The organism is Brevundimonas sanguinis (assembly GCF_029636725.1).
GTDB lineage: Bacteria > Pseudomonadota > Alphaproteobacteria > Caulobacterales > Caulobacteraceae > Brevundimonas > Brevundimonas sanguinis.
In genome coordinates, this window is record NZ_CP116770.1 from 1,713,710 (window position 1) to 1,727,065 (window position 13,356).

Sequence of the window (13,356 nt, forward strand, 5' to 3'; positions counted from 1 at the left end):
GACGACCTTTGCCAGCCGGCTTTGTGCGGCGCTTCTGACCAGCACTGCGCTTACCGCCGCAGGCCCCGCCTCAGCCGCCTTGGCTCAAGCCGCGACGGCGGCCACGCCGGCTTCGGACATCGTGACGGCGCCTGAGCGCTTTTTCCCCCAGCCTCCCGGCACGGACTACTTCCTCGCCGACTATGATCAGTATGAGCGTTATCTTCAGCGCCTGGCCGGCGAATCTGACCGGATGAAGCTGCAGAGCTTCGGAACCTCCGCTGAAGGACGCACCCAGTGGATGGCGATCGTGTCTTCGCCTGAAAACCTGGCCAATCTGGATCGTTATCGCGACATTTCCCGGCGCCTGGCTCGCGCTGAAGACCTGACCGCAGAACAGGCGGCGGACCTGGCGCGGGAAGGCAAGGCCATTGTCTGGATCGACGCCGGCCTGCACGCCACCGAGACCGTCACCACGCAAGGCCAGATCCAGATCATCCACCGGCTGCTGTCCCAGAACGACGCCGAGACCCGGCGCACGCTCGACGATGTCATCATCCTGTTCGGCCACGCCAACCCGGACGGCCTGCAACTGGTAGCCGACTGGTATATGCGCAACGAAGACCCGCTGAAGCGCGAGTTCAACTCTATCCCGCGCCTGTATCAGAAGTATGTGGGCCACGATAACAACCGCGACTCCTACATGTCGCTGATGCCCGAAACCGAAAACATCAACAGGGTCCACTATCGCGAGTGGTTCCCCCAGATCGTCTTCAATCAACACCAGACCGGCCCGCGCGGCATGGTGGTGTTCATTCCGCCCTTCCGTGACCCGTTCAACTACAACTTCGACCCGCTGGTGATGACCACGACCACCGAGGTCGGGACCATCATGCACAGCCGCCTGATCTCTGAAGGCAAGGCCGGATCAGGGATGGACAGCGTCGCCCCCTACTCGACCTGGCACAACGGCATGTATCGGTCGGCCCCCTATTTCCACAACATGGTCGGCATCCTGACCGAGATCATCGGCGGGCCGACGCCGGAAGCCATTCCGCTGATCCCCGAGACCCAGTTGGCTCGCAACGACGAGCCTATGCCGATCGGCCCCCGGATGTGGCGCCTGCAGGACAGCATCGACTACCAGTGGTCGATGAACCGGGCCGTCATCGACTACGCCTCGCGCAACCGCGAACGCCTGCTGATGGGCATTTATCAGATGGGCGCCAATAGCATTGAGCGCGGCGGCCAGGACAGTTGGACCATCACGCCCCAGAAAGTCGACGACCTGAAGGCGGCGGCCACCACCACCGATCGCGGCGCCATCGATGCGGGTTTGTTCGATACGGTGCTGAAGACGGCCGAGAACCGAGATCCGCGCGGCTTCATCATCAACCCTGAAGAACAGCGCGACCTGCCCACCACGGTGGCCTTCCTCAACGCCCTGATGAAGAGCGGCGTCGACGTCGAGGTCGCCGGCGCCCCCTTCACCGTTGGCGCAAAGCGTTATCCGCAGGGCGCCTATGTCGTGAAGACGGCCCAGGCCTTCCGCCCCCACGTGCTGGACATGTTCGAGCCGCAGGACCATCCGCACAACACCGAGTATCCAGGCGGCCCGCCCAAGCTGCCCTACGACGTGGCGGGTTACACCCTGGCCTATCAGATGGGGGTGACGTTCGATCGCGTGCTGGACGGCTTTGACGGCCCCTTCACCCGGGCGGGCGACCTGCTGGCCGCGCCGCCGGGCGCCGTCATCGGCTCGGGTCGTGCGGGCTTCGTCATCCCCCATGAGGTCAACAACAGCTTCATCCTGACCAACCGCCTGCTGAAGGCGGGGGCCAGCGTCGAATGGCTGGAGAACGGCGCCAAGGTCGGGCGCACCCAGTTGCAGCCGGGCGCCCTGTGGGTGCAGGCCTCGCACGAAAGCACTGCAGCCGTGCGAGCGGCGGTCAGCGAGCTGGGCTTCAACGCCTATGCCGTAGACCGCAAGCCGGCGGGCGGCTCCATCGCCTTGAAGCCCGTTCGCGTCGGGCTGGTGGATCGTTATGGCGGGGTCATGAGCGCGGGCTGGACCCGGTGGTTGCTGGAGCAATATGAGTTCCCGTTCGAGGTGGTCTATCCGCAGACCCTCAGCGCCGGAAACCTGAACGAGCGCTTCGACGTCCTGGTGTTCACCGACGGGACCACGCCGGCGCTCGATCACGCGGCCTATCGTCCCCAGCGCAACCAGCCTCTGCCGCAAGCCGAGGACATCCCCGAAGCCTATCGCGCCTGGCTGGGCGAAGTGACTGCTGAGAGCGCCGTGCCCCAGATCGCCGAGTTCGCTCGCAACGGCGGCTCGGTCATCACGATCGGCGGCGCCAATCGCCTGGCGCACCTTCTGGGCGCGCCCATCGCTCCGGCCCTGGTCAAGGAAGAGAATGGAACGCAGCGGCCCCTGGCCACGACCGAGTTCTTCCTGCCCGGTTCGATCCTGAGCGCCAAGGTGGACAACACCGACCCCCTGGCCTTCGGCATGCCGGCCCAGGCGGATGTCTTCTTCGCCAACGGCCAGACCTATCGCATCGCCGGCGAAGGCGCGAAGTCCGTGGCCTGGTTCGATACCGACGCGCCTTTGCGGAGCGGCTGGGCGCACCATCAGGAGTTGCTGAAAGACACCTCGGCCGTCGTCCAAGTGGATATCGGCAAGGGCAAGCTGTTCGTCTACGGCGTCGAAGTCTTGCAACGCGCCCAACCGGCGGGGACCTTCCGGCTATTCTTCAACGGCCTGCTCTACGGCCCGGCCGCTGCCGCCGACTAAACCCTGAAGCCAACAAGAGAAGCAGGCGCTTGCGACGCGCTGGCTGCCGCTCGTCCTCGCTCAAGCGCTTCAGGTCGAAACACCACGTCATTCGCTGAGACTTCGAAGGAAGTCAGTAAACTCAGAGGGGTAATCATGAAAAACCAAGGACTCACGCGATCCAAGCCCAAGCCCTCCCGCGTGTTGCTAACGAGCGCATGCGCCTATGCGGCCCTGATGGCCGGTGCAGCACACGCCCAGGAAGATCAGTCTGAAACCGCGACCCATGTGAGCGATATCATCGTCACTGGCTCGCGGGTGGCGCGCCCGGACTATGTGGCCAACAGCCCGATCGTGTCCGTCTCGACCGAGGCTATCGAAGACACGGGCCAGGTGTCTGTCGAGCGGGCCCTGACGCAGTTGCCGCAATTCACCGGCGCCTTCGGTCAAGCCAGCACGGGCAGCAGCACCACGACCCTGAACGCCGGCCAGGCCAACGCCAGCCTCAGAGGCCTGGGCCCCAAGCGCACGCTGATCCTGCTGGACGGTCGCCGGATGCAGCCGTCGTCTCCGGATGGCTCGATCGACCTGAACACCCTGCCTGACGCCCTGATCGGCAACGTCGAAGTCATCACCGGCGGCGCCTCGACCGCCTACGGTTCGGACGCCACGGCGGGCGTGGTCAACTTCCGGCTGCGCAACATTGAGGGCCTGACGCTCAGCAGCCAGTACGGCGTCAGCGAATACGGCGACGGCGAGCAGTTCCGCGCGACCGTCACCGCCGGTCAACGATTCGCGGAAGGTCGCGGCCGCGCCATGGTCTCGGTCGACTACTCCCAACGCGAGCCTGCGCTTCAGAGCGATCGGCCGTTCAATATCACGCGAACGCCCCAGAACGGCACGGCGACGCTCGATTCCGGGGCCATGCTCTTTCCCGGAAACGCGCCCAGCGCCGCTGTGGTCAACAACCTGTTCCGCAATGTCTATGGCACCAGTCCCATCACCGGTTCAGCGACCTACACGGGCCAACTGGGGTTCAATCTGGACGGCACCCTGTTCAGCCACGTGACGCCAGTCGGCAACTATTTTGTCGAGAACTACCGCGACCCGGAGACGGACACCCAATACATCGCCGGCAGCCGCAAACAGCTTAACTTCGGCTGGCCGAACAGCCAGGTCGTGAACACCAACGACCGCGTCACGGTCTTCTCCAAGCTTGATTACGACGTCACCGACAACACCTCGGTCTTCGCCCAGGCGACCTTTACGAGCTATGACGCGTTGACCTTCTTCAACCCGACCCTGGCGTCGGGCGCGGCCTATGCGCTGAGCGCGCCGGTCACCAACCCCTTCCTGACGCCTGACGCCCGGCTGATCCTGGCGTCACGCCCCAATCCCAACGGCGACTTTACCTTCCAGAAGGCCTTCACCGCCGCCGGCGACCGCCTACAGACTAACACCTATGACGTCTATCAGATCGTCCTGGGCGCAGATGGCGTCCTGCCGTACCGCGACTGGACGTGGGATACCTTCGCAAGCGTGGGGCAAACCAAGACCAACAACATCCAGCACGGCGCGCTCAGCAAATCCGCCGTCGTGAACCTGCTGTACGATCCGTTCGGCGGCGCGGGCGGTTCGCGGATGGAATACGACCCCGTGACAGGCGCTTCCGTGGGCATGGTCGCCTATCCCGTGCTCTGCGAGGGCGGAGCCAACTTCTTCGGCAACCATGCGCTTTCCCAAAGCTGCATGGACTACATGACCCGCCGGACCTCGAACACCAACGAGATGAAACAGCGGGTCGCCGAACTGAACCTGCAGGGCGGATTGTTCAACCTTCCGGCCGGGGAAGTCCGCGTGGCGACTGGTCTCGGCTATCGCTACAACTCCTTCCAGTACAACTCAGATGAACTTTACAATATTCCGGGCGTCGGCAGCGACATCCTGGGCTACAGCGTCCTGCGCCCTTCCGGCGGCAACACCAGTGTCAGCGAGATCTACTTCGAAGCCCTGGTCCCCATTCTGAAGGACATTCCGATGGCTCGCGAGGTCAACATGAACCTCGGCTATCGCTATTCCGACTACAGCAGCGTGGGCGGCGTCAGCGCCTATAAGGTCGATGTCGACTGGAGCGTCATAGACTCCCTACGTCTGCGCGGCGGTTACAATCGCTCTGTGCGCGCGCCCAGCGTCGGCGAGCTCTACGCCCCCGAATCTTCGGGCAGCACGGGCATCGGCAGCCCCAGCGCGGCGACGCCGTTCGGCGGCGACCCCTGCGATGTCCGCTCCGGCTATCGCGGCGGCTTCGGTCAGAGCGGCGCCAACGCCGCCAAGGTCGAGGCTCTGTGCGCGGCCATGGGCGTGCCTGCGGGCGTGCTTCCGACCTATCAGTTCGGCTCGACCCAGGTGTTCGCTCTCACCGGCGGCAACCCCAACCTGCAGGAAGAAACCACTGACACCTACTCGATCGGCGCCGTCATCCAGTCGCCGTTCTCTTCGCCGCTTCTGGAGCGGATCTCGACCTCGATCGACTGGTACGCGATCGAAGTCGCCGGCGCGGTCGGCAACCTGCCGATCATCCAGACCATGGAGAACTGCTTCAACCTGAATGGCGCCAACCCCACCTATGACGTGAACAACTACTACTGTCAGGTCATGGGCAAGCGTAACCCGACCACAGGATTCCTGTTCGAGCCGGGCCAGCCCGCGCTGAACCTTGGCGCCTTCAAGGTCAGCGGCGTCGACCTGCAAATCGACTGGTCGTTTGACCTGGCTGACATCGGCCTGCCCGCCTCGGCCGGCAGCCTGTCTCTGGGCACCGTGGTCAGCTATGTCGACAAGTTCGAGATTCAGAACCTGCCGGGCGGCCCGTCCTACAACTATGCAGGCAGCCGCGGCACCGCTGTCGAAGAGGGCGCCGGCCTGGCCCACCCCGACTGGAAAGCCAATACGACCCTCGCATACACGCGGGACTGGCTGAACGTCAGCCTGCGGTGGCGTCATACCGCCGCAATGATCAGCGCCGAACAGGTGCGCAATGCGGCCAGCACGACCCGAGGCGTCGATTCCTATGACGTCTTCGACTTGAACGGCCGCTTCACCCTGCCGAAAGACCTCAGCGTGCGAGTGGGCGTCTCCAACCTGCTCAACGAAACGCCGCCCCAGGTGGGCAATTTCGCCGGCAGCTATGATGGCCAGAACTACGACACGCTCGGCCGCTACTACTCAATCTCGGTCACCAAGAGCTTCTAAACGGCTTGGGCGGAGAAGGACGGCCTTCAGAGCCATCCTTTTCCGCCCCTCGCCGCAATGAAGCTGGGTCCGGTTCCCATTCCTGTTTCGCCCACACTGGAGACGCCGTTTTCAGTGGTCGGAAACTGATGACCGCGAGCGATCGTCTGTCCCGTTCGCCGTCTCGATCTTTCACCCTTCAAAAGCATGCGCACGAACAGCGGAACTCAGAATATGAAATTCACCAGTCTTACCGCCATCACCGTCGCTCTATCGTGTCTTGCGGGCACATCGGCGTGGGCGGCTGAACTGCCGGCGGCGCAGCAGTCCGCCATCATCGACAGCGTCGAGCGCGGCCGCGAGCACTTGGGAGCCACCGCCCTGGCCATATGGGAGTTCGCCGAGGTCGGCTATCAGGAAACCCAGAGCTCAGCCCTCCTGCAGCAGGATCTGACGGCCGCCGGCTTCACCATCACCGCAGGCATCGCCGGCCAACCCACCGCATTCGTCGCCAGCTTTAAGAACGGCAAGGGCCCGGTGATCGCCCTGCTGGCTGAATTCGACGCCCTGCCCGGCCTGTCTCAGGCGGTATCGCCCGTCGAACAATCCCTGCATGCGATCGCCGGTCACGGTTGCGGCCACAACCTGTTCGGCGCGGCCTCCAGCCATGCCGCCATCGCTGTCCGCCAATGGATGATCGACAACAACATCAAGGGCGAATTGCGCCTCTATGGCACGCCCGCCGAAGAAGGAGGCTCGGCCAAGGCCTTCATGGTCCGTGACGGCCTGTTCAATGACGTGGACGTCGCGCTCCATTGGCACCCGGCAACCGTCAACAGCGCCAGCCAGGGCACGACCAAGGCCAATGTCAGCGGTAAATTCCGCTTCTACGGCACGTCGTCGCACGCGTCCGGCGCGCCGGATCGCGGACGCTCGGCCCTGGACGCCGTCGAGGCGATGAACGCCATGGCCAACATGATGCGCGAGCACATTCCTGACGGCACGCGCATCCACTACGTCATCACCGATGGCGGCGAAGCGCCCAACGTCGTGCCCAACTATGCGGAATCCTACTACTACGTCCGTCACGGCGACCCGGAGGTCGTCCTGTCGGTCATCGAACGGCTGAAGAAGGCCGCCGAGGGCGCCGCCCTGGGCACCGAAACCCGATATGAGTTCCAGCAGATCGGCGGCGTCTACAGCATGATGCCCAACGGCGCGCTGATGAGCGTCATGGACCGCAACCTGCACCGCGTCGGCGGCATCACCTGGACGCCCGAGGAAACGGCTTTCGCAACCAAGCTCCAGCAGACCCTGGCCAGCCAGCCGCCCCTGTCGAGCGTCGGTGAAATCCAGCCCGCCAAGCTGAGTTTCGATGGCGCAGGCGGATCGACCGATGTGTCGGACGTCAGTTGGGTCGTTCCCACCGTGGGCCTGGCGACCGCTACATTCGTGCCGGGCTCTGCGGGGCATAGCTGGCAGAACACCGCCGCCGCAGGCTCCAGCATTGGCGTCAAAGGCGCCGTCGTCGCCGCCAAGACCTTGGCCCTGACGGCGGCTGAACTGTTCGTCAGCCCCGAAACGATCGCTGCGGCAACTACCGAGCTCCATGAACGTCGCGGCGCGGATTTCGTCTATCGTCCCCTGGTCGGTGACGGCCCGCCCCAACTGAACTATCGCGGCGACGGCAAATAGCGCCAAGGCCGGGACGGTTGGAACACAGTTGACGCCGTAACTGATGCGACTGAGATCTGAGGGCGTAGAAAAGGCGTCGGACCTGGGGTCCGACGCCTTTAGGTCCTTAACGTAGGCCCGCTGATCAGCAGCTGTAATACATGTCGAACTCGACCGGGTGCGGGTGCAGTTGCAGCCGGGCGACTTCTTCCTGCTTCAGGGTGATGTAGCTGTCGATGAAGTCGTCATCCATGACGCCGCCCTTCTTGAGGAAGGCGCGGTCGGCGTTCAGGGCCTCCAGAGCCTCGCGCAGCGAACCGGCGACCTCGGGGATCGAGTGACGCTCTTCGGGCGGCAGATCGTACAGGTTCTTGTCGGCGGCCGCGCCCGGATCGATGCGGTTCTCGATGCCGTCCAGACCCGCCATCAGCAGGGCCACGAACGTCAGATAGGGGTTGCCCATCGGGTCGGGGAAGCGCGCTTCCAGACGCTTGGCCTTGGCCGAGGTGACGTGCGGGATGCGGATCGAGGCCGAGCGGTTGCTGGCCGAATAGGCCAGCTTCACCGGCGCCTCATAGCCGGGCACCAGACGCTTGTAGGAGTTGGTGGTCGAGTTGGCGAAGGCGTTGATGGCCTTGGCGTGCTTGATGATCCCGCCGATGTACCACAGGCATTCCTGCGACAGGCCGGCGTATTTGTCGCCGGCGAACTGAGGCTTGCCGTCCTTCCAGATCGACATGTGGACGTGCATGCCCGAGCCGTTGTCGCCAAACATCGGCTTGGCCATGAAGGTCGCCGACTTGCCATAGGCGTGGGCCACGTTGTGGATCACATACTTATACAGCTGCATCCGGTCGGCCATGGTCAGCAGGTCGCTGAACTTCAGGCCCAGCTCGTGCTGGGCAGGGGCGACTTCGTGGTGGTGCTTCTCAGGGTCGAGGCCCAGATCCTTCATGACCGCCAGCATTTCGCCGCGCAGATCCTGGCCCGAATCGACCGGGTTGACCGGGAAGTAGCCGCCCTTGGGCCCCGGACGGTGGCCCAGGTTGCCCTCGGCGTATTCGGCGCCGGTGTTGGCGGGCAGCTCGGTGGAGTCGAAGCTGTAGCGGGTGTCGTGCGGCGCCGTGTTCCAGCGCACGTCGTCGAACACGAAGAACTCGGCTTCGGGACCGAAGAAGACGGTATCGCCCACGCCGGACGACTGGACATAGGCCAGGGCCTTCTTGGCCATCGAGCGGCTGTCGCGATTGTAGGGCTCGGCGGTGTCCGGGTTCAGCACGTCGCAGAACATGAACAGGGTGGTCTGCTGGTAGAAGGGGTCGATGAAGGCGCTCGACAGGTCCGGCTTCAACAGCATGTCGGACTCGTTGATGGTCTTCCAGCCGGCGATCGAGGAGCCGTCGAACATGGTGCCGTCTTCGAGGAATTCCTCATCGACCATGCCGATGTCGAAGGTGACGTGATGGACCCGACCGCGCGTGTCGGTGAAACGGAGATCGACGTACTGGACGTCCTTATCCTTGATCTCCTGCAGGATCTTTTCGGCGGCGCTCATGGGGAGGAGGTCCTGTACTGGGAATTGAAATCGGCCGCCCCGAGAGGCGGCCGCTGGTCTAGATGGCCTGGGCGCCGGTTTCGCCCGTGCGGATACGGATCACGTCTTCGAGGCTGGTGATGAAGATTTTGCCATCCCCGATCTTGCCGGTGCGGGCCGCGTTTTGAATCGCCTCGACCACAGCCGGAGCCAAGTCATCGGCCACCACCACCTCGATCTTGATCTTGGGCAGGAAGTCGATGACGTACTCGGCGCCGCGATAGAGTTCCGAATGACCCTTCTGGCGGCCATATCCCTTGGCCTCCAGCACAGTCATGCCTTGCACCCCGATATCCTGGAGCGCATCCTTCACTTCATCCAGCTTGAACGGCTTGATGACGGCTTCGATCTTCTTCATGGCAAGTCCCGAGCCGGCTCCTTGTTTGGTCCGACGCTCGGGCGGTAAAGGGACATTGCATCGCACAAATTGGCAAGCGTTTTTCGCGCCCGGAGGCCGTCCGTGAACGGAAATCCACATGAAGTTCGGTAACAGTCCCTCTGAGTGGCGTCATCTGCTGCCCCGACCGGGGCCTGATAGCCATAAACATGTGCGCGGCAGGCTTGGCGTCGTCTCGGGCGGCGCCTTGTCCACCGGGGCCGCGCGCCTGTCCGCCAGAGCCGGCCTTCGGGTGGGGGCGGGTCTGGTCAAGGTCTTCTGCCCGCCGGACGCAGCGCCGGTTCTGGCCCCCGCGCTGGAGGCGGTGATGCTGGCCAGCTTCGCGACGCCCGAGCAGCTTCAGGCCCTGGCCGATCCGATGGACGCCGTCGTGATCGGTCCCGCTGCCGGACTGAACGAAAGCACGGCGTTGAACCTGGCGGCGCTGGCACGTACCGGCGCGGCGCTGGTGGTCGATGCGGACGCCCTGACCCTGTTCCGCGATCGACCTGAGCAGTTGTTCGCCTGGCTGGATCGGGACGATGTCCTGACCCCGCACGAAGGCGAGTTCGAGCGGCTGTTTCCCGGCCTGCTGGCGGCGGAAGGCCGCGAGGGCGCGGCGCAGGAGGCTGCGCGTCTGGCCGGGGCGATCGTGGTGCTGAAGGGCGCGGCGACGGTCATCGCGGCGCCGGACGGCCGCCTGGCGGTCAACGGCGACGGTTCGCCCTGGCTAGCCACGGCGGGCAGCGGCGACGTATTGGCGGGCATGATCGGCGGATTGATCGCCCAACACATGGACAGCTTCGACGCCGCACGGGCGGCGGTGTGGATACATTCTGAGGCCGCGCGACGCTTTGGGCCCGGGCTGATCTCAGAAGACCTGCCGCAGGGGCTGCCCGCGGTGCTCGCCGATCTGCTGAACGGCTCAGGTTCGGTTTAGGCCACGCTGGCCCCAGCCTGCTGTCAGGCCGTCAGCCCGTCAGTTGTATCCGCCTTCCTGCGGCGCAGCTCGATGATGCGGACGCACCAGATGGACACCTCGTAGAGCAGCACCATCGGCACGGCCAGCATCAGCTGGCTGATCGGATCCGGGGGCGTCACCACGGCGGCGACCACGACCACCGCCACGATAGCGTAGCGGCGCCCCTTGGCCATCAGTTCGCTGCTGATCAGACCAGCAAGGCCCAGCAGGGTCATGACGACCGGCAACTGGAAGCACAGGCCGAAGGCCAGAATCAGCGCCGTCACCAGGTTCAGATAGTCCGACACCTTGGGCAGCAGTTCGGCGGCCACATTCTCCCCGATGATCTGCTGGCTCAGCGAGAACCACATCACAAAGGGCAGCATGACGTAATAGACCAGCGCAGCGCCCAGCAGGAACAGCACCGGCGCCGCGATCAGGAACGGCAGGAAGGCGCCCTTCTCATTGCGATACAGGCCCGGCGCGACGAAGCGATACAACTGCCAGGCCAGGATCGGGAAGGCGACGATGACCGCGCCCAAGCCCGCCAGCTTCATCTTGGTGAACAGGATTTCGAGCGGCGCCGTATAGATCAACCGCACGCTGTTGTGGTCCACGTCCGGCACGGGGATCAGCCCGGCCGTGCCCAGGATCAGGCTGAACGGCGACACATGGCCGTGCGCGCCCACCGTCTGGTGGAACGCGGCCGAGACCACATAGGGCTTCACCAGAAACAGGTAGAGGGTCTCTGAAAAGGCGAAACAGCCGATGAAGGCGATGATGAAGGCGACCACGCAGATCATCAGCCGTGACCGCAGCTCGATCAGGTGATCCATCAGGGGCGCGCGCGAAGCCTCGATGTCGGCTTCATCATGGTCGGCGCGGCTCATAGATCGACCTTCTTGGCGCGCTGAGCCCTTGCACGTGCAGCGGCTGGCTTCGGCGAGGACGGCGGGGCGTCAGACTTAGGCGTAGCCTTGCGCGACTTGACCTTGGACGCGGCCGCCCCAGCGCCGGCGTCCGCCTTCTTGGCTCTCGGCTTCGTCGCGGGTTTGGGCGCGGGCTCGGGCGCAACGACGGGCGTGGCGCTGTCGGGCCATTCGTCGACGCCTGTGACCTCAATCTGCGCCGGGGCCTGTTCGACAGGCTCGGGGACGGCCGGCGTCTCAAGCGGCGCCTCAAGCTCCTTGCGGATGTCCTTGAAAGCTTCGTCCGCGTCAGCGCCCAGGGCGTACATCCCCTGCCCCGACCGCAGCGCCTCGACCTCCTTGCGCAGGTCGTCCAGTTCCGACTGGCGCGCCATTTCATCAAAGCTGGCGCGGAATTCATTGGCCATGCCGCGCGCCTTGCCGACGAACTGGCCCACCCTGCGCATTAGCATGGGCAGATCCTTGGGCCCCACAACAAGCAGGGCCACCAGACCGATGACAAGGATTTCGAACCCGCCGATGCCGGGGCCAAGACCACCCATGGTTCAGCGTCTTCCGGCGAAAATCAGCGGTTCAGTTCTTCTTTTTCGGCCTCGGTGCGCGGCAGTGCGCCCGGCGCTTCCTTGCCCTTGGCGTCCGTGTCGTCCTTCAGGCCGTCCTTGAAGGCGCGGATGCCCTTGGCCGCGTCGCCCATGATGCCGGACAGCTTGCCGCGGCCGCCGAACAGGACCAGCACGACAACGACGACAATGGCCCAGTGCCAGATGCTCATGGAGCCCATGGCGATACCTCCTCAAGGGGCGGCCGCGCCCACGCGCGCCCCACCGACTGATTGTTGTGCGTCATATAGGCTGAGTGATGGCGATGCGCCAAGGGAGGCTGTAGGCATCGCGACCATGAATCCTAACGATCACGTCATCATCCACACCGACGGCGCCTGCAAGGGCAACCCCGGCCCCGGCGGCTGGGGCGCTATCCTGCAAACCGGCGGCGGTCATGAGAAGGAACTCTGGGGCGGCGAGGCTCTGACCACCAACAACCGCATGGAGTTGATGGCGGCCATCATGGCGCTGGACGCGCTGAAGCGTCCCTGCCGCGTCGATCTGCACACCGACAGCAAATACGTCATGCAGGGCGTGACGGAATGGATTCGCGGCTGGAAAGCCCGGGGCTGGAAGACCGCCGACAAGAAGCCGGTCAAGAATGAAGACCTGTGGCGGCGCCTGGACGAGGCCCGCAGCCGCCACGAGGTTAAATGGCACTGGGTCAAGGGCCACGCCGGCCACGCCCTGAACGAGCGGGCCGACGGCCTGGCCAATCGCGGCGTGGCCGAATTAAGGGGCCGCTAGCCCCTCCAGTCCTCGGAGCCGCCTAGACCGCCCTGACCTTCAGGCGCGAACCGATGACTGATTCGACGATGACGCTCTCGCCGGCCAGAGGCCCTGCGCCTTCGATCTCGGCCGGCCATTCAGAGCCCGACACGAAAACCCGCCCTCGTCCATCGACGAAGGCTTCCACGACCCGCGCCCGCTCGCCGATCAGGCGCACGTTGGTGTCGTTGATGTCGGGCTGATCCTGGGGATTCACGCGCTTGATCAGGCGACGCGACAGGATCGTGGACGCGACGGTCAAGGCGGCGAACACGCCGATTTCAATCGGCAAGCCAAGTTGCGGCGCCAACGCCGTCAGCAAGGCCGTCAGCCCCGCCGACACCGCCGGCCACAGCAGCCACTCGGTCGAGGCCGCAGCCTCGATTCCCAATAGGACGACGCCAATGGCCAGCCAGAGCCAGAACGGCTGCGAGGCGTGGAGCGAGATGATCCAGTCCATGCC

11 protein-coding genes are annotated in these 13,356 nt (G+C 64.6%); 5 read left to right on the plus strand and 6 right to left on the minus strand.

Translation table 11 applies throughout. The features are described 5' to 3' along the window. Positions 1-79 precede the first annotated feature (79 nt). From PIB44_RS08585 to PIB44_RS08595, 3 genes are all read left to right on the plus strand, one after another. Positions 80-2,779, plus strand: coding sequence for a M14 family metallopeptidase (locus PIB44_RS08585; protein WP_318035461.1), 2,700 nt, complete (start codon positions 80-82; stop codon positions 2,777-2,779). A 267-nt stretch (positions 2,780-3,046) separates the two neighbouring features. Then, the gene (locus tag PIB44_RS08590) at positions 3,047-6,010 is read left to right on the plus strand and encodes a TonB-dependent receptor domain-containing protein (RefSeq protein WP_278069052.1); all 2,964 of its coding nucleotides are present in this window, start codon (positions 3,047-3,049) and stop codon (positions 6,008-6,010) included. A gap of 213 nt (positions 6,011-6,223) precedes the next feature. Then, positions 6,224-7,684 (plus strand): amidohydrolase, encoded by a 1,461-nt coding sequence (locus PIB44_RS08595; protein WP_278069053.1) that lies wholly within the window; start codon positions 6,224-6,226, stop codon positions 7,682-7,684. A gap of 124 nt (positions 7,685-7,808) precedes the next feature. On the opposite strand, the gene glnA is transcribed toward PIB44_RS08595, so the two are convergent. After that, positions 7,809-9,218: a type I glutamate--ammonia ligase gene (glnA, locus tag PIB44_RS08600; protein WP_278069054.1), complete on the minus strand. Its 1,410-nt coding sequence runs from the start codon at positions 9,216-9,218 to the stop codon at positions 7,809-7,811. A gap of 58 nt (positions 9,219-9,276) precedes the next feature. Then, on the minus strand, positions 9,277-9,615 hold the full coding sequence (locus tag PIB44_RS08605) for a P-II family nitrogen regulator (protein WP_025977168.1): 339 nt from the start codon (positions 9,613-9,615) through the stop codon (positions 9,277-9,279). Between the two features lie 190 nt (positions 9,616-9,805). Here PIB44_RS08605 and PIB44_RS08610 point away from each other — a divergent pair, with 190 nt between their 5' ends. Next, a complete protein-coding gene (locus PIB44_RS08610) occupies positions 9,806-10,573 on the plus strand; it encodes an NAD(P)H-hydrate dehydratase (protein ID WP_278069056.1) in 768 nt (255 codons plus the stop codon). 23 nt (positions 10,574-10,596) lie between these two features. Here PIB44_RS08610 and tatC read toward each other — a convergent pair whose 3' ends face one another. From tatC to PIB44_RS08625, 3 genes are read right to left on the minus strand one after another with little or no spacing between them, the layout of a single operon-like run. Further along, positions 10,597-11,484, minus strand: a complete 888-nt coding sequence (gene tatC, locus PIB44_RS08615; RefSeq protein WP_278069057.1) for a twin-arginine translocase subunit TatC — start codon at positions 11,482-11,484, stop codon at positions 10,597-10,599. Continuing rightward, complete coding sequence (gene tatB, locus PIB44_RS08620) at positions 11,481-12,065, minus strand: Sec-independent protein translocase protein TatB (protein ID WP_278069058.1); 585 nt, start codon at positions 12,063-12,065, stop codon at positions 11,481-11,483. The genes tatC and tatB overlap by 4 nt, the downstream gene beginning before the upstream one ends. 23 nt (positions 12,066-12,088) lie before the next feature. Further along, on the minus strand, positions 12,089-12,304 hold the full coding sequence (locus tag PIB44_RS08625) for a twin-arginine translocase TatA/TatE family subunit (RefSeq protein ID WP_003166998.1): 216 nt from the start codon (positions 12,302-12,304) through the stop codon (positions 12,089-12,091). 115 nt (positions 12,305-12,419) lie between these two features. Between PIB44_RS08625 and rnhA the strand changes: the two genes are divergently transcribed. Further along, complete coding sequence (gene rnhA / locus PIB44_RS08630; protein WP_025977172.1) at positions 12,420-12,872, plus strand: ribonuclease HI; 453 nt, start codon at positions 12,420-12,422, stop codon at positions 12,870-12,872. 22 nt (positions 12,873-12,894) lie between these two features. Here the strand turns inward: rnhA and PIB44_RS08635 are convergent, their stop codons facing one another. Next, positions 12,895-13,353, minus strand: a complete 459-nt coding sequence (locus PIB44_RS08635) for an NfeD family protein (RefSeq protein ID WP_025977173.1) — start codon at positions 13,351-13,353, stop codon at positions 12,895-12,897. Positions 13,354-13,356 lie beyond the last annotated feature (3 nt).